Raw genomic sequence first — 19,109 nt, 5'->3', positions numbered from 1 at the left:
AAACATGCTTTTTTAAGCTTTTTTTAAGCATTTATTAAGGGGTCTTTAATCTTAGACCAGTTATTTTGTTACATAAGATTTGAAACATATGACAAAGACACCCCTTATATTTTTATTGCTTTTCAATAGCATGACTTTTGCTCAACAAAAACCACCACAAGCTGTTTATACGAGCATTCATGAAAGTACATTTGGGACTAAGCAAAGTGAGATCTTGGGACAACAGATGACCCTGCAGGAATGCGAAGAAACCTTTATCAAAAGTAACCTCTCCTTGCTCGCGCAACAATATGACATCAGCCAAGCAGAGGCTGACGTTATACAGGCCAAAATATGGGATCTACCACAGTTGCAGCTGTCTGCCAATGCCTATGACCCACAGAACAAACAAACATTTCATATTGGTCAATCCAAGGAAGCAAGCGTATCCCAATTGATTTATCTCGGTGGAAAAAAGAAGAATGAGGTGGAATTTGCTAAATCAAATGTTGAACTTGCTAAATTACAGTTCAGTCAATTGCTAGCAAGCCTCCGTGCGCAGCTACGTACAACCTTCTACTCCCTCTACTTTGAACAACATAAATTGGCGGATATTAAAATCCAGTTGGATTACCTAAATAATTTACTTGTAGCTTATAAAGAGCAAGAAAAAAAAGGAAATATTTCTTTAAAAGATCAAGTTCGTCTTCAAACAATGGCCATCGATCTCAACAACGAAAAAACAACAGCGATCAATAATAGCATCAATCTACAGCAGCAATTACGTGTGCTTATTTCCAGTCAGGAAGATGTATTACCGAAGTTAACAGATCAAGAAGCAGATCAGGAACTTGCCGTAAAGCCAACCATGGCTTTGGACAAAATTTATCAATTGGCCTTGGAAAACAATGCCGATTATCAATTTGCCTTAAAGACCTCGGAAAGCTCACAGTTATTTACAAAATGGCAACAGTCTTTAAATACACCTGATATTAACCTTGGCCTTTCCTACAGCCAGAACGGGGGGGTATTCCACAATGAAGTCAATGTTACAGCCGCCATTCCGATCCCGTTGTGGAAACAAAATAAAGGAAATGTTATCAAAGCGAAATACGCCGAAGAAGAGGCAAAGAAAAATATTGAAGTCCAACGGCAGCTATTGGAGTCACAGATCCGTTCCAACTATCAGTCATGGGAAAATCAATATAATCAATATTTTACCATTACTTCAGACGACCTTCACAACATCGCTGTGGTCTATGATGGCATATTCAATAATTTTAAAAAAGGGAATATTTCTTTAGTTGAGTTCACTGATTTTATGGACAGCTATCGCATATCTATTCTTAAGTTATACGATATGAAAAAGGAAATTATTCTCAACGCCGAACAATTAAACTACCTGGCTCAAACTTCTATATTCAATTCAACTCATGTCAACTAAAAAATTTCTTATAGCCACTGTGGCAATAGTGCTACTTTACTCTTGCCAAAATCATAAAGAAACAGATAATGCAACCATTGTCAAAGGTTTCGAAATTAGTGAGACGATGCTTAAATCGACAAGTTTTGCTACGGTAAAAAAAGAAAATGTGACCGACGAACTCAACTTTTTTGGAAAGATATCGGCCGATCAAAACAATTACATCGATATTTTCCCACTCGTTGGAGGGAATGTTGTCTCCGTGAATGTTTCTTTGGGTGATTATGTCCATAAAGGTCAGGTATTGGCAACAATCAGAAGTACGGAAGTCGCTGGTATACAAAAGGATCTTTCGGATGCCAAAACCGATGTATTACTCGCCGAGAAAAACTACCGTGTAGCTGAAGATATGTATAACGGAAAATTGAGCACAGATAAAGACATGCTGGAGGCAAAAGGACAATTAACCAAAGCCAAAGAGCAGCTACGCCGTTCAGAGGCTGTCAGTCAGATTTACAATGTCCGTACAGGCAATATTTATTCGGTCGTATCTCCAATCGATGGTTACATCGTCCAAAAGAACATCAATAAGGACATGCAGTTGCGTAGTGACCGCAGCGACAACATCTTTGATGTGGCCAATACAAAAGATGTATGGGCAATTCTTAATGTCAACGAAACGGATATCGACAAGATCAGTATGGGCATGCCCGCTATGGTGTCTACCCTGAGCTACCCGGACAAAAAATTCCAGGGCAGTATCGATAAAATCTTTAAGATCATCGATCCGCAGACGAATTCAATGCAGGCACGGGTGGTACTAGACAATAAGGATGGTTTACTTATTCCGGATAGTAAAGCGACCATTAAAGTATTGCATCGCTCCAATACGGAAGCGCTCGCAGTTCCTTCTGATGCGGTCATTTTCGATCAAAACAAATATTTCGTATTAATCTATAAATCCCAAAATGATATTAAGATTCGCGAAATACTGCCGATCAAACAAAACGAAGGAACAACCTATATGGCTACGGGACTACAGGAAGGTGAAAAAGTTGTTGTCAACAATAAACTTTTGATCTATAGAGCACTGAATAATTAATCCGTCTTAGCATTTACACGAATGAACAAATTCATTAAAAATATCATTGCCTTTTCCATTAAAAATAAAGCATTTACCTTTATTTGGGTCGGTATTTTGGCTATTGCTGGTTTCATTAGCTTTAAAAGCATGCCTATTGAGGCATTTCCTGATGTAACCAATACACAAATAACCATCATTACCCAATGGAATGGAAGAAGTGCGGAGGAAGTCGAACGTTTTGTAACGACACCAATCGAACTAGGCATGAGTCCAGTTCAAAAGAGAACAAGTATAAGGAGCACCACCATGTTTGGCCTCTCCATTGTTAAAATCATCTTTGATGATGGTGTTGACGACACTTTTGCCCGCAACCAGGTCAACAACCTCATGCGATCTGTAAGCTTGCCCGACAATGTCGACCCTGAAGTACAGCCCCCTTATGGCCCTACAGGAGAGATATTCCGTTATACATTACATAGCGATCAACGTAATTCACGCGACCTCCTTACTTTGCAGACCTGGGTCATTGACCGCGCTTTACGCGGTGTTCCAGGTGTAGCAGATATCAACGTTTTTGGCGGACAGGATTTGGTTTACGAAATCAGTACTGACCCTATCAAACTAGACAAATTTAATCTGACCCCTTTGCAGGTATTTGATGCTGTCAGCAAAAGTAACCTGAATGTCGGTGGAGATGTCATCGAAAAAAGTGGCCAGTCCTACGTCGTACGCGGTATTGGTTTGGTCAACTCAATCAATGATATCGAAAACATCACTGTAATCAACCAAAAAGGAAATCCTGTCTTTGTTAAAAATGTAGCCGAAGTAAGAGAAAGCGCGATGCCCCGCGTGGGCCAAGCCGGTTTTGGTAAAAATGATGATGTGGTAGCAGGAACCATCGTAATGCGGAAAGGCGAAAATCCAAGAGAGGTTTTAACTGCTGTAAAAGCGAAAATAGACGAGCTCAACAACAAAATCCTTCCCAAGGATGTCAAAATGCAAACCTTCTATGACCGTGACAATCTCATGGATTTCACGACCCATACCGTTATGCATAACTTGATCGAGGGTATTGTGCTCGTCACCTTAATGGTATTACTTTTTATGGCAGATTGGCGCACTACGGTCATCGTTTCCATTATCATACCGCTCGCATTACTTTTTGCCTTTCTATGCCTTAAACTAGCAGGCATGAGTGCCAACTTGCTTTCTCTAGGCGCTGTAGACTTTGGTATTATCATCGACGGTGCAGTCGTCATGGTTGAAGGGATATTTGTCATGTTGGACCACCAAGCCCATAAGCTGGGCATGGAGAAATTCAACAAAATGGCCAAAGCAGGTTGGATCAAACAGACAGGAACAGGCTTGGGGAAAGCAATCTTTTTCTCCAAGCTGATTATCATCACCTCATTGATGCCCATATTCTCCTTCCAAAAAGTAGAAGGAAAAATGTTCTCTCCACTGGCCTTTACCCTGGGTTTTGCTTTACTGGGTGCATTACTGTTTACCTTGACACTCGTTCCCGCTTTATCGCATATTCTGCTCAATAAAAATGTGAAAGAAAGACACAATCCATTTGTTGAATTCTGGAATAGAATTGTCGCCAAGGGTTTTGGATTTACATTCCGAAACAAGCGTCTGAGTATGATCGTTGCGATTACTTTACTAGCTGCAGTCTTGTTTTCTGCAAAATTTTTAGGAACAGAATTTTTACCGACATTAAATGAAGGGTCTCTTTGGGTTACTGCCGAGATGCCTATGAGCACTTCTTTACGTGAATCGGTTAAAACAACCAAACTGTTAAAGAGTACTTTGGAAACCTTTCCTGAAGTCACCGGCGTACTGTCGCAAACAGGACGGAGCAACGATGGTACCGACCCCAATGGCTTTGGCTTTGTTCAGTTTGCTGTGGCCCTAAAACCTAAAGAGGAATGGACCCGTAAAATCACCATGGATCAGCTGATCGAAGAGATGGACCATAAACTCAAACAATTTCAGGGTATTACCTATAACTATTCACAGCCTATTTCGGATAATGTCGCCGAAGCCGTTGCTGGTTTCAAGGCCGAAAACGGCATCAAGATCTTTGGCGATAACCTCGCGACCTTAGACCGCCTGGCGAAAGAAGTTTATGCACAGGTCAAAGGTATTCAAGGCATTAAAGAACCCGGTATTATTCTCAATATTGGTCAGCCCGAAGTGAGTGTGGTATTGGATCGGACCCGTATGGCAGCTTTCAACGTTCTACCGGCAGATGCACAGGCGGTACTGGAAATGGCCTTCGGCGGAAAGACCGCTTCCATTTTGTACGATGGTGAACGCAAATTCAACATTCGCCTACGCTACGCACCCGAATATCGGAAAACAGAAAAAGATATTGCACAGCTGATGGTTCCATGTGGTGATGGCACATTAATTCCTTTGAAAAGTATCGCGACCATTGAAAAAGATAATGGTGCTGCTTTTATCTATCGCGACAACATCAAACGCTATATCGGCATCAAATTTTCCATCCGCGACCGTGACTTAGGAAGCACCATTGCTGAAGCACAACAAAAAGTAAGTAAAATTAAGCTTCCGGAAGGATATTCCATTGGCTGGACTGGACAATTTGAAAATCAGCAACGTGCTACACATCGTTTAGCACAGGTGGTACCAATCAGTTTGATCGTCATTTTCTTCCTATTGTTTATTCTATTCGGGAATATCAAGGATTCGCTGCTCGTATTGGCCAACGTTCCGTTTGCTTTGATCGGAGGAATTATTGCCTTGCACGTTACAGGTATGAATTTTGGAATTTCGGCTGGAGTAGGTATGATTGCATTATTCGGGATATGTATCCAGAATGGGGTTATCCTGATCTCGGAATTCCACCAGAATAAGAAGGAAGGTCTACCCAATGACCAATCGATTTACAAAGGTGTAAAATCGCGAACACGACCTGTTGTCATGACAGCTCTGATGGCTTCCATCGGACTATTGCCGGCTGCATTATCGACCGGTATAGGTTCGGAATCACAAAAACCTTTGGCGATCGTCATCATTGGAGGACTAATCTCAGCGACGATATTGACGTTGTTGGTATTTCCAATCATCTACGATATCTTCAACAGAAAAGAAAAGGTACAACAAACAATCGCTGAATAATGTTGTCCATATTTTATATTATATACTTAGACCATTAAAAGGTCATCGATACTGCCCCACGCTGTGAAACGACAGGGCAGTATCATTTTTTTATGATACTTTTGATGTAACATTTGTATCTATTCCGGCTTAAAAATTTCAAAAACAATAAAAAGCCCTTAAGTTTACAACAAATTACCTTCCAAAAAGCAGCTGCTGCTTTTTGGATCACACAAACAAACAAATATTTATGACTATTCTCACCTTTACAATCATCCTTCTCCTGGGTGCTTTTGTAGCAGGACTCTTAGGATCCCTGACAGGCTTAGGCGGAGGGGTCGTTGTCATCCCTTTATTAACTCTTCTATTTCATGTCGACATCCGTTATGCCATTGGAGCTGCTTTGCTGGCTTCCATAGCGACTTCATCCGGTGCAGCTACAGCCTACGTCAAGGAAGGCATCACCAACATCCGGCTCGGGATGTTTCTTGAAATTGCAACTACCATTGGAGCAGTGATCGGCGCTGTTATTGCCATTTACATGCCTACGAATACCATTGCAATCATCTTTGGTGTTGTACTTATCTTCTCTGCGGCTATGACGGTACGTAAGAAAAACGAACACGCACTTTCCGGCGGTTCGGTCCTGGCAGAAAAATTGAAGCTGAACAGTACCTATCCTGCTGATGGCAAATTAATTCCATACAAACTTACCAACATAGCCGGAGGCTTCTCTTTGATGGGGGTTGCAGGAATACTTTCTGGATTATTGGGCATTGGATCCGGATCCCTTAAAGTACTAGCAATGGACAGCATGATGAAAATTCCATTTAAAGTCAGTACCACAACGAGCAACTTTATGATCGGTGTCACCGCAGCTGCTTCTGCAGTGGTCTATTTACAAAGAGGTTATATGGATCCAGGTATTGCTTTTCCAGTTATCCTAGGCGTATTATGCGGCGCCATTACCGGATCCAAGCTCTTAAAACGGATGAATCCGAAGACTTTACGCATTATTTTCGCCGTCGCCATTACATTGGTGGCATTGGAAATGATCTTCAACGGATTCCAGCATAAATTCTAAAAACGGTAGTTTACACGATTTAGAATTTTAGGTTTGTAACGTCCTTCCGCTAGACGATGAAGGACATAAATACTCAAAATGAAACAAGTATTTTCGAAACACTATTGGGGAGACAAGGACATCTCACTTTTGGTAGGGCAAATTTTACGTATTGGCGTTATACTCGCCTCCTCTATTCTTATCCTTGGCGGTATCTTCTACCTCATTGTTCATGGACAGGATACCGTACCGAATTACAGAGATTTTGTCGGTGAGGGGAATTCCAACACAACAATTACCGGAATTATTACCGGGGCCTTTAGCCGAAATATTCCACAGGTTATACAGTTAGGTGTACTTCTATTGATTTGCACCCCTATTGTACGCGTGATCGGCTCGTTATTTGGGTTTGTCATCGAGAAGGACAGGCTTTACATTATTATCACATTGATTGTATTAACAGTCATTATAGGCAGTATACTCAGCGGAATCAAGGGATAATAAGGCTTTATCTCTTGATTCGCCGCCAGGCAGATTTTTCCAGTGCGTATTCAAAATTTTTACGTTCAGGTTCGTTCACATAGCTGACCATCTTTTCAGCCACTTTAATTGCGCCCAAGCGCTCAACTGCTGTCTGAGAACGATAATTTTCAGCCCCCACATGCAGGTAAATTCGATCCACAAAATTGAAGGCAAAATCAAACATCATCTCTTTGACCAATGGATTGATGCCTGCACCCCAATATGCACGGGCATAAAACGTATACCCAACAAAAATCGATTTTTCCGCCTCATCAAGGCCATAATACCGCGTACTACCGATGCAGGCACCACTTTCCTTATCCAAGATCAGATAAGCAGACTTACTTGCTAAGGCGCCTTCAAAAAATTGGCGAAAAACGTCTTCCTTCCAGCGGTCCCTATTAGGATGCTGTTCCCAGATCAGGGGGTCTCTGGCAACTTGATATAGCGTATCAAAATCCGCTGGTTCTATGATTCGTAATACAACCTTATCGTTTTCAAGAGTATTGGGTGCAACAAACTTCATGAGATATATTTATAGTTTTAGCAATCAAATTATTTTAAATCCTACAGAAGATACCAATTATTGATGAAACTATTTGAATTACGGCAATATCCAGTCAAATATTACACCAAAATGTTGATTTCATCACTGTTTTGATCAAATTGAATAAAAGCAATAGCCAGCAACTGAATTATTTTAACTTAGGATTGACAGGAATCAAACAGCTTGTTAAATTAGCATTGCAAAATTTCGTATTTTACAGCCAAATGGAACAATTCAAGGAATTTGTAAAACAACGCATTGATGTCACTGAGGAAGAACTGAATGACATCGTTTCACGTTATCAGGTAAGGAAAATAAAGAAAAAAGAATACTTTCTCCGGGCCGGAGAGGTGTGCCACCATGAAGCATACGTGATCAGCGGTTTATTTAAATCATTCTATGTCACCGCGGATGGGATCGAACACATTCTACAGTTTGCAATTGAAGATTGGTGGATCGGCGATATTGCCAGCTTTAATTATCAGGAGCCAGCGCTTCAAAATATCCAAGCTTTGGAAAACGCTGTGGTACTTACACTGTCAAAAAAAAATAAAGACAAACTTTACGAAGATCATCCAATCTTTGAGAAACTCTCCAGGATAATGGCCCAACGTGCCCAAATAGCATCGCAGCACCGTATTATCTCGAGCATAGGTTTTACAGCACAAGAGCGGTATCTGGATTTCATCAAAAGGTATCCTAAAATCTATCCGCGGATCTCCAATATGCAATTAGCATCCTATCTTGGCGTCACGCAAGAGTTTTTAAGCCGTCTAAAAAGACAAATATTAAAGCCGAATCGAAATTCTTGACCTACATCAATTTTTTCGTTGTTAGTTTATCCCACCTTTGCAGAAGCTTGTTCAAACAAACATTTTGAACTTTTGAAGGTTAGATAAATAAAAAGAAAACACATGAATAAATTTTTCCAAATTCTGGCTGTAGCAGTATTAATGGTTAATGTTGCTGTAGCACAAGTAAAATGGTCTGCAGACCCTGCGCATACAAATGCAAGATTCGATGTAAAACACCTTGGAATCAGCTTTGTTGATGGTGAATTCACAAAGGTAGAAGGTACAGTTGAAACTGCAACAGGAACAGGCTTTAACAATGCTAAAGTTAATTTTTCTATCGACGTCAACAGCATCGATACACGTATAGCTGCCCGTGACAATCATTTGAAGACCGATGATTTCTTTGCTGCGGAAAAATTCCCTAAAATGACATTAAAGTCTATCAGTTTTAAAAATGCGAAAGTAAAAGGAAAATATATTATGATAGCAGATTTGACTATTCGTGATGTAACGAAAAAAGTAACTTTCGATGTGACTCAAAATGGCGGAATCATTACCGACCCTTGGGGAAAAACACGTGCTGGCTTTACTGCTAAAACAAAAATTAACCGTCAGGATTTCGGCATGAAATACAATGATAAATTACCTTCTGGTGTAGAAGCGGTTGCTTCTGATGTTGACATCATTGTCAATACCGAATTGGTATTGAACTAATTGAAAATAATAAATCACACAAACTTAGTGGCTATCCTATTTGATATAGGATAGCCACTTTTTTATAAGCCTTTTAACATACCGCCATCCAGTGGAATATTGGTCCCAGTCAGATAACCTGCATATTCGGAGCAAAGGAAAGCGACGAGATAACCGTATTCTTCAGGCTTACCCAGGCGCTGTGCAGGAACCTGTTTTAACCGCACTTGCAACGCTTCCTCATAGGAAATTCCCAGACGTTGTGCATCTAGCTTGGTTAGCGACTGGATACGATCCGTATCAAACAGACCTGTTAAGATGCTGTTGACAGTCACACCGTCTTTAGCAACATCCACGGCCAACGATTTACTCCAGCTAATCAATGCTGTACGGATCGTATTGGACAACACTAAATTAGACACCGGTTCTTTCACTGTTGAAGAAGACACATTAATAATACGTCCGTATCGGTTTGCCAACATATACGGCAGCGCACATGAGGTTGTGTAACAGTGATTTTGAAATAAGAGTTCAAAAGCATGTTGGTAATCCGCCAGATTTTTTTGGTCTATGGTTCCTGCTTGTGGGCCATTCGAATTATTGATCAAAATATCAACCTTATTCGACTCAAAATAATGTGTTATTTGCTTTTTGTACGCTTCGTGATCATTGTAATCCACCAGGATATACTGATGCACCTGCCCTTTGGAAGTATCAAGACTTTCACAGGTACGCTGTAGCTTTTCCTCATGTCGGGAAGCTAAAGTTACAGATACGCCACAAGAGGCAAGCACCTGGGCAATACCTGCACCTATACCAGCAGAACTCGCTCCGATCAACGCCTTTTTCCCATTTAGATTGATTTCCATATCTTTTTGTTTTCTATTTTATAGTGTGTATGTATGCATAGCCAGTCATCTTCGCTGAAAATACGTTCTAGATCCGACTAATCGTTGTCCTTTGCCCGGATCATGGCGACAAATAAATATATAGCAAAGACCCATGCGGAGCCAAGGCATATCCAGGCAAAAATGGGAATTCCCCACCACTGCGGTTCTACCCTTGCAACGATAATCATTCCGCCCAGTAAATTGAGTGACATAAACATAATTCCGATGACAATACGATTGACCCCCCTGCGTAAAATGGCATTAAAAGATCGTGCACTGATCAGACGATGGTTGAGTGTAAAATTTCCCGTCCGAAACAAACGTACAAGAGCACGCATATCTTCAGGGAGTTTTTCGACATCGCGGGCAAAAGATTCAACTTTATGTTTTCCTTTTTTGAATATCGCCTCTGGAGAGAGTCGCTCCATCATAATCCTTCGTGCAAAAGGCTTGATACTCTCCATAATATTAAGATCGGGATATATCTGGCGTCCAATACCTTCCATCAACGAAATGCCCCGCATCAACTGATAGATATATTCCGGAAAATACAAGCGGTTGTCGCCAATGATGTTCCACAATTTATTGAATAATAAATCTAAGCTAAGATCCCCGAGAGACACATTATCAATCATATCGAAAATCTCATATAGGGATCTTTCAAACCGGTTACGGTCCGGAATATGGCTCACCACCGCAACGTCTTCAATCACATCGGCTAAACGGACAGCATCTTCGGAAATAGCCGATTGAATAAACTCCTCAAGCTGCCTACGGTCTATTCCCAATAATTTACCCATATTTCCAAAATCCAAAAAAGCAATCCGTCCATCCGGCATCACCATCATATTGCCGGGATGGGGGTCGCCATGAAAGAAACCATGAATAATCACTTGCTCAAGGTATAAATTGATCCCATTTTTGACCAGCGTTTGGACATCCATTCCCCGACGTTTAATTTCAACGGCATCAGTTACCTTGAAACCATCAAGATATTCCATGCAAAGAACACGGTCCGAGGAGAGTTCAGGATAAACACGAGGCACCTTGATCAGTTTATTTCCTTTAAAGTTCTTCGTGAAGCGTTCGATGTTATGTCGCTCAATCATCAGGGACATCTCTTCCTGCATGGTCGTAGCGAAAGATTCAACAATTAGCAGAAGATTAAGGTTTTCCAGTACATCATTGTACATGGTCAGGATTTTGGCAATATCACGCATGAGTGCTAGATCACAGCGCATAACCTCATCGATACCGGGACGTCGGACTTTTAAAACCACAGGGGTTCCATCTTTTAAGGTTGCGCGATATACCTGTGCAATAGAAGCCGCAGCAAAAGGTTCCGCAGCAATCTCCTGGAAATGCTCCTCAATATCCAGCTCCAGTTCTTCCTTCAGATAAGATTTAATATCCACTTCAAAGGGCGGAACATTGTCCTCTAGACGCTTCAGTTCCTCTACAAGCTCTTTGGGCAACAATCCTTCCCGGGTCGAAGCAGATTGTCCAAGCTTGATAAAAGCCGGACCGAGCTCCTCAAGCGCCATGCGAATACGGGCATAAACACCGATCTCATCGACATCAATAGGATGTTCTACGGCTGATCTGGGTCCTTTCCACGGCAATCGAGCGATTGCATCTTTAAAACCATATTTGGCCAATATACTTAAGATCTGGGAACTGCGCTGTAACTTCTTTGTCGGATTATACATAATGGACAATGATTTTCGATAACAATATACGAAATATCCTCGCGCTATAAACACGAACACCTGTAAAACAAAGTAGATATTTCATATGGCCGCCTTATTCCGTTTCCATTTGATCCAATTTTTCCTTGATCTCCGTGATATACCTACTGTAGTAGCAACGAATCATAATTTCTGTCAGACCAACAACAAGGACGATAGACACAATTGCCGAAAGAATCATCCACACAATAAAGTTCGGTTCCTCTTGGAAAGTTTCCTTGAAATGGTACAACCGATCAAACCACACTGTTGTCTTATTCTGTGCTATCATAATAAGATATAGAAACAAAGCTTGTGGAATCATCACATAGGCCGCAATACGATAAGTCTCTACGGCATACTTCAAATCGTAATACAACTTGAGCAAATGTTCTTTAGAAGCCAACAACTCAATCTTTTTCGTGCTCTTTACCAAATAAAAGAACCTCCGGTAATATAAAAGACTTGATAATGATATCTGTACGATAAAAAAGTAATAGGCAAATGCCGCATAACCTTCAATCTTATACATTGGCAAGATAGGCACCAAAAACAAAAAGCCCATACAAACGACCCAGGAGATAAACTCGCGTTTGATATTCTTGTGCAACTTGCCCATGATATTGCCAACTTCCTTATAGTATTTGAGATTTGGATTCTGTAAATCCTCATCTGTAGGCTGTTCCTGCCAAGATTTCTTTAACTCATCAAAATTCATACTTGTATTTTTTAATGATTTGTTGAATTCGCTCCTTCGTGCGGTTTAATTTTACGCGGGCATTGACTTCCGATATACCCAGATTCTCTGCAATCTCGCGATGACTTTGACCTTCCAAAAACAAAAATATCAGGGCTTTTTCAATTGCATTGAGCTCTTGAACGGCCTGGTAAAAGACTTTCAGTTGCTCATCTTTATCGGTATCGTAAGCTTCTTCTGCAAAATCATGTCGCTCCTCTAAGGCATCATAAATCTGATGCTTCTTTTCTTTTTTTAAGAATACCATTGCGGTATTGAGGGCAACACGGTACATCCACGTTGAAAATTTACTCTGTTGCTTAAATGTCGCATAGGATTTCCACAGCTGATACACGATTTCCTGATACAGATCTTGCCGCCCCTCGTGATCATCCATATACATACGGCTCACCTTAACGAGAATACCTTTATTCTCGTCAATGAGTCGAAGAAATTCTATTTCCGATGGGTTCACCTAGCGATTTTTCTTTAAATATATTTAGGTAATAAGTATAGCAAACAAACAAAATGTTACAGCTTTATTTAAAAATATGTAAATTGTTATTAAAAAAGAGACTAATCGCTGAAGATTATGGAGAATATATTTTATCAAGGTCAAATTATATGGGCGCAGATCGACGCAAATAGACATATGCGGCATTCTGCTTACGCAGACATATGCGCTCAGGCCCGTAGTAATATGTTGAACAAAATGGGCTTTTCATTGGATAAATTTGCCGAATTTCATATCGGTCCGATTTTATTCAGGGAAGAACTTATCTATTTTAAAGAAGTACATTTGGATGAATATGTACAGGTAAAAGTAGAACTGACCAAATACAACAAAACAAATAGTCGTTTTTCATTTATACATCAGGTTTTTCGTAATGACGGAGTTTTGTGCTGTACCGTTAACGTCGATGGAGCCTGGCTGGACCTTCAAAAGCGGAAATTAACCAAATTACCAGAAGAGATGGAGCCTTATCTCGCCAGAATTCCCCGATCTGAAAACTATACGGAAACTGCATAGTCTTTTCATCATGTCAAGACCATCCTTATAAAAGAAAAATCCCTCGGAACACAAACGGAACTCCGAGGGATTAAAACATAAACTAAACCTAAAAACTATTGTCTTTTATTCATCTTTTGGTCATTCCCAAAATGAACTATTTCCTGTGCATTGCTGAATTATTTAACTTCAATCAAACGTTTTGCAATGATTGCATCTTCTTTCTTGCCAACAGTCAAAATTAATATCCCACCTTCATAGGCAGCCTCGATATTGCTGTAATCTACGGTCTCTGGCAATGTAAATGATCTTGAGAACGAAGAGTAATTGAATTCTTTTTTGCTGTATAATTTTTCTTCACTAACACTTTCCTCTTTTTTCTCAGCTGAAATCGTAATTAGATTTTTATCTACATTGATCTTAAAGTCAGATTTATCCAATCCGGGCGCTGCCATTTCAACTTTAAATGATTTTTCGGATTCCGATATATTGACCGCCGGCACACGGGATACCAAACGATCTGAGATGAAGTTATCATTGAATAAATTGTCAAATACAGTGTTTACAAATGGATTTACTGCATCAGTGTTTAAACTTTTTGTAGGGAATTTAATTAATGCCATTTTTTGCCCTCCTAATTTTTTGTTTTATTGTTAAGCTTTTTTGTTCTAACTATTTGAAGAGAATTATTCAATTTGCGTACCAGCAGTTCTTAAAAGACAAAATGTCATTTAAAAATAAAAACAAATGCCATTTTGACTCATTCACAAACTATTGTTAGCGACTTAGCGATCAATCTGTCATCGACAGGATCCAGTCTTATCATAAATTGTCCCCATATACACAGTAACGTATAGGAGACAAAACAGTTTATCAGAAGGTGTTATTTTTTTATTAAGCATCTGAAGCGGAGCGTTCAACTAACAGACTAACGTAGAAGAGAAAAACAGTTTATCAGAAGGTGTTATTTTTTTATTAAGCATCTGAAGCGGAGCGTTTAACTAACAGACTCACTTAGAAGAGAAAAACAGTTTATCAGAAATCGCTATTTTTATTAAATATCTCAAGCGGAGCGTTCAAAAAAATCATTAAGGTTGATTTTGTTCCAATGTAGCAATCAATAAGAATTTGACGGCATCATAAATATAGTCCTTAGCCTCTGCATAGGAGATCCCATAGCGTCGAGGTACGACATCAGCATAATGCGAAAATGGTGTAAATAATTTATCATAATAAGCATCCAACTGCACCATTGTCGGCAACTCAAAAGCCAAACGAAGCTGAAACCGACGGATAATGGCTGTATCCAATATTTCGGGATGGTTGGTTGCTGCAATCAATACCGCTTCAGCAGGAAAATAATCGATCAGCTGTATAATGGTATTCACGAGACGACGCATTTCCCCCACATCCTTTTCTTCACTAATTCGTGCCTTTCCTATCTGATCGAATTCATCTAAAAACAGAACTGCTTTTTCACGCCCAGCTTTATCAAAGACCTGTTTAATATGCTGCGAGGTTTCACCAATACGAGAAGAAATGAGGTTGCTCAGATTCAACACATAAATTGGTTTTTCGAGCGCTGTGGCCAAGGCTTTCGCCGTTGTTGTTTTTCCGCAACCAGAATAACCGTGCAGTAAAATCTTATTGCTAACCGGCAGACCATATTGTGAAAGCTCTTTAATATAACGATGCTCTTTAATCAGCTGATGGAGCTTCTGACGGCTCTCCTCTTCCAAGAAGACATCTTCTAAAGCTATCCTTTCCTTATCGGCAATTACAAGATCGTAAATATTCATAATGTTAATTTAAGACTATCAGATAACAGTTGGCAAAACTAAATCTTTCAGCCAGCATATCGCTGATCCAGTTTCAATTTAATCCTTGAAATATTTAAGGCTAACTTGGGAGCAAGAAAGATCTCCACCAAAGGGAGGGTTTGATTTACGTATCACCACTTCGATCGTCACAGCATCTGCCACCCGCAGCCCAATCTGATCTAGTATTTCTGAAGCTGCAGATTCGAGCAATTTTCGTTTAGGCTGCATGACGCTAGCGGTAATCTGATAGAGTTCTTCGTAATTGAGCGTATTTTTTAAGTTCTCTGTCTCCGTATTCAAAAAGGGAAAACATACATCAATAGAAACAAAAAACTCATTGCCAAGCACCTGTTCTTCTTCATAGTAACCTATTGGTGCATAGAATCGGGCTTCTTTCAGCGATACTGTTTGTAAAATGGTTGCCATGTACAAACCTAAGGAAATTGTTCCATACAAATGGGATTATTTGTATATTTAGCCATACCAAAAACCCAACAGATGAACTTTTTTTTATCATCAGCACTAGCAACAACGCTCTTATTTGGTGCCACAGCACTGCAGGCCCAAACCAATATGAAAGCCAGTGACACGGAATATTATAGTCCTGTCCCCCCTACATTAACGATCGATCATGGTATTCCAAGCGATGCCATTGTCCTTTTTGACGGGAAGGATCTCAGTAAGTGGAAAAGTGAAAAAGGAAAAGCCAATTGGACTGTAGCCAACAACGTGCTCGAAGTAAAACCGGGAGCTGGAGCCATTGAGACTAACGAACATTTTAGCGATTTTCAACTGCATGTTGAATGGAAAAGCCCCGAAGTGATCAAGGGTGAGGGTCAAGGACGCGGCAATAGTGGAATTTTCCTACAGGGGCATTATGAAATTCAGGTATTGGACAACAATAACAATCCAACCTATGTCAATGGTGGAGCGGGTAGTCTGTATAAACAACGTCCACCATTAGCGCAAGTAATTGCACCGGACAAATGGCATGTATATGATATTATTTATAAGGCTCCTCAATTCAGTAAAAATGGAATATTGACCGCTAAAGGAACAGTAACAGTCTTACATAATGGAGTCGTTGTACAAAACAATACCCAAATCGACGGTACCACAGAATATATAGGACTACCTAAGCAGATAAGCCATGGCCCAGGCCCGATTATACTGCAGGATCACGGTGATTTGGTCCAGTTCAGAAACATCTGGTTACGTAAGCTATAGGTTTGCAGCAAACAATTTTAGTTAGAAAAGCAACAATTCTGTACTAGGTTTTATAGGGCTATTTCCCTAATTTAGCCCTATAAAATTTAAAAACAAACGGAATGTAATGAGCTCCTTGCGCCATTAATTTCTTACCGCAATAGACTTAGAAGCCTTATGTGAGTGGATTAATGACACGCAAATAACCACTGGAATGGGCTCACTTATGCCGTTGAGTATAAACATTCACACAATATTACAGTTTAATGAAAAGAATTGCGCTATTCTTCTTGTTGGCAAGCTCCATCAGCAGCTATGCACAACGTAACCTCAATTTAGAAGAAACAGTATTTGGCCCCCGAACTTATGCCCCAACATCGATAGCCGGAGCATCGTGGATCCCAAAATCAAACAACCTCTCCTATCTCGATAAATCGTACCAGAACCTATTATCCAAAAGCGCTTCCAACAACTGGAGCGAAACAAATCTCGTATCTAAAACAGATCTCGAAAAAGCACTAAAAACGGCTATCCCGAACGAAACATTTAGTTTACGCGTATTTCCTTACGACTACAAATGGCGCAACGGAAATGCACTATTACTGCAAGTTGAAGGAAAAGATAAAACCTATACGGTAGCTTACAACATTAAATCAAAAAATGTTGAAAGTTTTATCGGTAATGACAACAAGGGAGTTAATCGCGAAGTCAGTTCGGATTTTTCAAAAATCGCCTATTTAGTAGACAACAACATCGCAATTGTTGACAAAAACGGTAAAATTACCGCTGTAACCAACGATACAGACAAAGGGATTGTCAATGGAAGCGATTATACCCACCGTCAAGAATTTGGCATCAAGAAAGGAATGTGGTGGAACAATCAAAATGACAAACTGCTGTACTACCACAAAGACGAAACGATGGTTGCCAATTATCCATTACCGCAATGGAGTCCCAAAATTGCGGATATCAAATGGATCAAATACCCCATGACAGGCCAAAAATCAGAAGAAGTTTCTTTGATCGTTTACAATACCACCACAGGGCAAAAGGTAACCCTTCAAACCGGCGAGCATTCAGAGCAATATTTAACCATGGTTACATGGGATCCTTCTGGTAAATACATCTACGTCGGAGTACTTAACCGTGGGCAAAATGATCTTAAAGTCAACAAATATAATGCAGAAAACGGCTCCTTGGTCAAAACCCTGTTCGAAGAAACTGCGACAACCTGGGTTGAGCCAGAAAACCCATTGACATTTTTACCAAACAAACCGGATCAATTCCTTTATCAATCCGATAAAGATGGCTATAATCAACTTTACCTCTATAACACGGAGGGCAATTTGATTAAGAAATTAGGCTATAAAGACATTGTCATGGAAGCATTCCTTGACTTTTCGGCCGATGGCAACAAAGTAAGTTATACAGGAGTAACCAACAACGGTTTAGATCGACAATTATTTGAAGTCGATCTAAAATCAGGGAAAACAGTTCAACTAACGAATGAATCTGGGATACACCATGCTGCGCTAAGCAGCGATGGCAAGTACATCTACGATCAGTATAGTAATTTAAAAACACCAAATAAAGTTCAGATCAAAGAAGTGAAATCTGCTAAAGAAACAACCTTAGTCAATGCAGAAAACCCTTTTGCCGGAAAAATAAATGAACCTAAAATTGAATTTGTACAGTTGACATCCGCAGATGGAAAATACCCATTGACAGGACGTATCATTTATCCCAACGATTTTGATCCTGCGGAAAAATACCCAGTCATGTACTATTTGTACGGCGGATCACATTCGCAGCTGGTTTCCAACAAATGGCTAGGAGGCGCTGGTTATTTTGATATGTATATGGCCCAACAAGGATATATTGTGTTTACCATGGACAATCGTGGCACAAATTACAGAGGCCGTGATTTCTATACTGCTACGCATCGCAACCTCGGTCAAAATGAAATGGCCGACCAGATGAAAGGAATTGAGTTCCTAAAATCCAAATCTTTTGTTGACCAACAACGCATGGGTATTTTCGGATGGAGCTTCGGTGGTTTTATGACAACTTCCTTCATGCTACATCATAACGATATTTTCAAGGCTGCTGTAGCAGGAGGCCCAGTAATCGACTGGAAATTTTATGAGGTTATGTACGGCGAACGTTACATGGACACTCCGCAAGAAAATCCCGAAGGTTATAAATTGACCTCTCTGCTTAATAAGGCCGATCAACTGAAAGGAAGACTATTGATTATTCATGGTGCACAAGACCCTGTCGTTGTACAACAAAACAGCATGGAGTTTTTAGAAGCGTGTATTAAAGCCGGAAAGCAAGTAGATTATTTTCTATACCCGACTCATGAACACAATGTGATGGGGAAAGACCGTATTCATATGTACGAAAAAATTGCAGACTACTTTAATCAACACCTCAAAAATCCATCTTAAAACTCAGGCAAGCTAGAAAAATAAAAAAGGCACCTTTCAA

18 protein-coding genes are annotated in these 19,109 nt (G+C 40.1%); 10 read left to right on the top strand and 8 right to left on the bottom strand.

The genetic code is table 11. From position 1 onward, the window contains the following. Window positions 1-88 precede the first annotated feature (88 nt). From AACH28_RS20505 to AACH28_RS20485, 5 genes are all read left to right on the top strand, one after another. On the top strand, window positions 89-1,423 hold the full coding sequence (locus AACH28_RS20505) for a TolC family protein (RefSeq protein WP_341831363.1): 1,335 nt from the start codon (window positions 89-91) through the stop codon (window positions 1,421-1,423). After that, window positions 1,413-2,504, top strand: a complete 1,092-nt coding sequence (locus tag AACH28_RS20500) for an efflux RND transporter periplasmic adaptor subunit (RefSeq protein WP_341831362.1) — start codon at window positions 1,413-1,415, stop codon at window positions 2,502-2,504. Before AACH28_RS20505 ends, AACH28_RS20500 begins: the two co-directional genes overlap by 11 nt. A 21-nt stretch (window positions 2,505-2,525) precedes the next feature. Then, a complete protein-coding gene (locus tag AACH28_RS20495) occupies window positions 2,526-5,633 on the top strand; it encodes an efflux RND transporter permease subunit (RefSeq protein WP_088162861.1) in 3,108 nt (1,035 codons plus the stop codon). A gap of 229 nt (window positions 5,634-5,862) precedes the next feature. After that, window positions 5,863-6,696, top strand: a complete 834-nt coding sequence (locus tag AACH28_RS20490) for a sulfite exporter TauE/SafE family protein (RefSeq protein ID WP_088162862.1) — start codon at window positions 5,863-5,865, stop codon at window positions 6,694-6,696. A 78-nt stretch (window positions 6,697-6,774) separates the two neighbouring features. Next, entirely contained in the window at window positions 6,775-7,176 is a 402-nt protein-coding gene (locus AACH28_RS20485; RefSeq protein ID WP_088162863.1) for a DUF1634 domain-containing protein, read from the top strand. 7 nt (window positions 7,177-7,183) lie between these two features. Here the strand turns inward: AACH28_RS20485 and AACH28_RS20480 are convergent, their stop codons facing one another. Next, entirely contained in the window at window positions 7,184-7,723 is a 540-nt protein-coding gene (locus tag AACH28_RS20480) for a GNAT family N-acetyltransferase (RefSeq protein WP_205400492.1), read from the bottom strand. Window positions 7,724-7,854: 131 nt separating this feature from the next. On the opposite strand from AACH28_RS20480, the gene AACH28_RS20475 reads away from it, so the two are divergent. Together AACH28_RS20475 and AACH28_RS20470 are read left to right on the top strand one after the other, a co-directional pair. Beyond that, a complete protein-coding gene (locus AACH28_RS20475) occupies window positions 7,855-8,556 on the top strand; it encodes a Crp/Fnr family transcriptional regulator (RefSeq protein ID WP_088162865.1) in 702 nt (233 codons plus the stop codon). A gap of 102 nt (window positions 8,557-8,658) precedes the next feature. Then, complete coding sequence (locus AACH28_RS20470) at window positions 8,659-9,252, top strand: YceI family protein (protein ID WP_088162866.1); 594 nt, start codon at window positions 8,659-8,661, stop codon at window positions 9,250-9,252. A gap of 62 nt (window positions 9,253-9,314) precedes the next feature. On the opposite strand, the gene AACH28_RS20465 is transcribed toward AACH28_RS20470, so the two are convergent. From AACH28_RS20465 to AACH28_RS20450, 4 genes are all read right to left on the bottom strand, one after another. After that, a complete protein-coding gene (locus tag AACH28_RS20465; protein ID WP_120333284.1) occupies window positions 9,315-10,100 on the bottom strand; it encodes an SDR family oxidoreductase in 786 nt (261 codons plus the stop codon). A gap of 77 nt (window positions 10,101-10,177) precedes the next feature. Beyond that, window positions 10,178-11,830 carry an AarF/UbiB family protein gene (locus AACH28_RS20460; RefSeq protein WP_341831361.1) on the bottom strand — a complete coding sequence of 551 codons (1,653 nt, stop codon included), beginning with the start codon at window positions 11,828-11,830 and terminating at the stop codon, window positions 10,178-10,180. A gap of 94 nt (window positions 11,831-11,924) precedes the next feature. Beyond that, the gene (locus AACH28_RS20455; RefSeq protein WP_341831360.1) at window positions 11,925-12,566 is read right to left on the bottom strand and encodes a hypothetical protein; all 642 of its coding nucleotides are present in this window, start codon (window positions 12,564-12,566) and stop codon (window positions 11,925-11,927) included. Then, window positions 12,556-13,059: an RNA polymerase sigma factor gene (locus AACH28_RS20450; RefSeq protein ID WP_075994087.1), complete on the bottom strand. Its 504-nt coding sequence runs from the start codon at window positions 13,057-13,059 to the stop codon at window positions 12,556-12,558. The genes AACH28_RS20455 and AACH28_RS20450 overlap by 11 nt, the downstream gene beginning before the upstream one ends. Before the next feature lie 117 nt (window positions 13,060-13,176). On the opposite strand from AACH28_RS20450, the gene AACH28_RS20445 reads away from it, so the two are divergent. Then, on the top strand, window positions 13,177-13,614 hold the full coding sequence (locus tag AACH28_RS20445) for a thioesterase family protein (RefSeq protein WP_313187520.1): 438 nt from the start codon (window positions 13,177-13,179) through the stop codon (window positions 13,612-13,614). Window positions 13,615-13,772: 158 nt separating this feature from the next. On the opposite strand, the gene AACH28_RS20440 is transcribed toward AACH28_RS20445, so the two are convergent. The 3 genes from AACH28_RS20440 to AACH28_RS20430 form a co-directional block, all read right to left on the bottom strand. Further along, window positions 13,773-14,216: an Hsp20/alpha crystallin family protein gene (locus AACH28_RS20440; RefSeq protein WP_075994089.1), complete on the bottom strand. Its 444-nt coding sequence runs from the start codon at window positions 14,214-14,216 to the stop codon at window positions 13,773-13,775. A 465-nt stretch (window positions 14,217-14,681) separates the two neighbouring features. Then, window positions 14,682-15,392 (bottom strand): AAA family ATPase, encoded by a 711-nt coding sequence (locus tag AACH28_RS20435; protein ID WP_088162872.1) that lies wholly within the window; start codon window positions 15,390-15,392, stop codon window positions 14,682-14,684. 78 nt (window positions 15,393-15,470) lie between these two features. Continuing rightward, window positions 15,471-15,839 (bottom strand): dihydroneopterin aldolase, encoded by a 369-nt coding sequence (locus AACH28_RS20430; RefSeq protein WP_088162873.1) that lies wholly within the window; start codon window positions 15,837-15,839, stop codon window positions 15,471-15,473. Window positions 15,840-15,911: 72 nt separating this feature from the next. Here AACH28_RS20430 and AACH28_RS20425 point away from each other — a divergent pair, with 72 nt between their 5' ends. Then, on the top strand, window positions 15,912-16,640 hold the full coding sequence (locus AACH28_RS20425; RefSeq protein WP_341831359.1) for a DUF1080 domain-containing protein: 729 nt from the start codon (window positions 15,912-15,914) through the stop codon (window positions 16,638-16,640). A 245-nt stretch (window positions 16,641-16,885) separates the two neighbouring features. Further along, the gene (locus tag AACH28_RS20420; protein WP_341831358.1) at window positions 16,886-19,069 is read left to right on the top strand and encodes a DPP IV N-terminal domain-containing protein; all 2,184 of its coding nucleotides are present in this window, start codon (window positions 16,886-16,888) and stop codon (window positions 19,067-19,069) included. Window positions 19,070-19,109 lie beyond the last annotated feature (40 nt).

This window comes from Sphingobacterium thalpophilum (genome assembly GCF_038396785.1).
Lineage (GTDB): Bacteria > Bacteroidota > Bacteroidia > Sphingobacteriales > Sphingobacteriaceae > Sphingobacterium > Sphingobacterium thalpophilum_A.
This window is presented reverse-complemented; position numbering and strand designations above follow the sequence as displayed.

What these genes read in the sequence shown, in the direction of transcription:
- AACH28_RS20505 (WP_341831363.1), top strand. Translation starts at nt 89, where the DNA reads ATGACAAAGACACCCCTTATATTTTTATTGCTTTTCAATAGCATGACT.
- AACH28_RS20500 (WP_341831362.1), top strand. Translation starts at nt 1,413, where the DNA reads ATGTCAACTAAAAAATTTCTTATAGCCACTGTGGCAATAGTGCTACTT.
- AACH28_RS20495 (WP_088162861.1), top strand. Translation starts at nt 2,526, where the DNA reads ATGAACAAATTCATTAAAAATATCATTGCCTTTTCCATTAAAAATAAA.
- AACH28_RS20490 (WP_088162862.1), top strand. Translation starts at nt 5,863, where the DNA reads ATGACTATTCTCACCTTTACAATCATCCTTCTCCTGGGTGCTTTTGTA.
- AACH28_RS20485 (WP_088162863.1), top strand. Translation starts at nt 6,775, where the DNA reads ATGAAACAAGTATTTTCGAAACACTATTGGGGAGACAAGGACATCTCA.
- AACH28_RS20480 (WP_205400492.1), bottom strand. Translation starts at nt 7,723, where the DNA reads ATGAAGTTTGTTGCACCCAATACTCTTGAAAACGATAAGGTTGTATTA.
- AACH28_RS20470 (WP_088162866.1), top strand. Translation starts at nt 8,659, where the DNA reads ATGAATAAATTTTTCCAAATTCTGGCTGTAGCAGTATTAATGGTTAAT.
- AACH28_RS20465 (WP_120333284.1), bottom strand. Translation starts at nt 10,100, where the DNA reads ATGGAAATCAATCTAAATGGGAAAAAGGCGTTGATCGGAGCGAGTTCT.
- AACH28_RS20460 (WP_341831361.1), bottom strand. Translation starts at nt 11,830, where the DNA reads ATGTATAATCCGACAAAGAAGTTACAGCGCAGTTCCCAGATCTTAAGT.
- AACH28_RS20455 (WP_341831360.1), bottom strand. Translation starts at nt 12,566, where the DNA reads ATGAATTTTGATGAGTTAAAGAAATCTTGGCAGGAACAGCCTACAGAT.
- AACH28_RS20445 (WP_313187520.1), top strand. Translation starts at nt 13,177, where the DNA reads ATGGAGAATATATTTTATCAAGGTCAAATTATATGGGCGCAGATCGAC.
- AACH28_RS20440 (WP_075994089.1), bottom strand. Translation starts at nt 14,216, where the DNA reads ATGGCATTAATTAAATTCCCTACAAAAAGTTTAAACACTGATGCAGTA.
- AACH28_RS20435 (WP_088162872.1), bottom strand. Translation starts at nt 15,392, where the DNA reads ATGAATATTTACGATCTTGTAATTGCCGATAAGGAAAGGATAGCTTTA.
- AACH28_RS20430 (WP_088162873.1), bottom strand. Translation starts at nt 15,839, where the DNA reads ATGGCAACCATTTTACAAACAGTATCGCTGAAAGAAGCCCGATTCTAT.
- AACH28_RS20425 (WP_341831359.1), top strand. Translation starts at nt 15,912, where the DNA reads ATGAACTTTTTTTTATCATCAGCACTAGCAACAACGCTCTTATTTGGT.
- AACH28_RS20420 (WP_341831358.1), top strand. Translation starts at nt 16,886, where the DNA reads ATGAAAAGAATTGCGCTATTCTTCTTGTTGGCAAGCTCCATCAGCAGC.